This window comes from Liquorilactobacillus vini DSM 20605, from assembly GCF_000255495.1.
Classification (GTDB): Bacteria; Bacillota; Bacilli; order Lactobacillales; family Lactobacillaceae; genus Liquorilactobacillus; species Liquorilactobacillus vini.
The window spans coordinates 1-721 of record NZ_AHYZ01000034.1 but is presented as its reverse complement, the minus strand read 5'-3'; the positions used below and the strand labels follow the sequence as shown (position 1 = coordinate 721).

At 37.4% G+C, this 721-nt stretch carries 1 protein-coding gene; it reads right to left on the bottom strand.

What is annotated here, in order from left to right:
- The coding region (locus ON15_RS01800; protein ID WP_010579759.1) for an ISL3 family transposase at window positions 1-721 on the bottom strand (721 nt) is incomplete at both ends.

The window sequence follows — 721 nt, the reverse complement described above, 5'->3', positions numbered from 1 at the left end:
TCTTGAAACTGTTAATGATTTCAGCTTGATGTTTACGTAGCGTTCGGTTAGCTTTTTTGATTTGTTCAGGCATTCCAGCAGCTGAATTTAATAGATTACTAAGAGATTCAGTATCTTGATGATGGATGACATGTAACAGTTGTTGATAATAGTTATAAGCTTTCTTCAGTTCGTCAGACATGTTCAACAGGCGATCAACGACATCAGCATCACATAATTGGCGGTTTTGAAAATTGATTCGTTTCGAATAATGTTGATAGTCTAATTCAGCTGAATCTTTCATTAATAATTTCCAATACCGTTTCAGAGCACGCCAATCGTGGGAACCGTTACCGGCTTGTTTCATTACATGAAGTCGGACTGAATTTAGGGCCTGAAAAGCTTGAACAACGATATGAAAATGATCAGCAATGATAATTGCATTCGGGAAAAGCTCATGAATTAAAGGCCGATATGGTGAATAAAGATCAACGGTTACAGTTTTAACAGCTTTGCGGGCAGCAAAAGAGTATTTTAAGAAATAGCTTCTAATGAAATTACTTGTCCGCGACTCGATAATATCAATCGCTCGGTGATGAACACTGCCCATCACTAAAAGACTCATACCACTTTTGGCGAACTTTCCTGATTTGAAATCATCAAAAGCAATATCAGCAGGCAGCCAATGATAATTAGGCTGAATGTATTCAGTAAACTGCTTAGTAAAGCGCATGATAGTCAT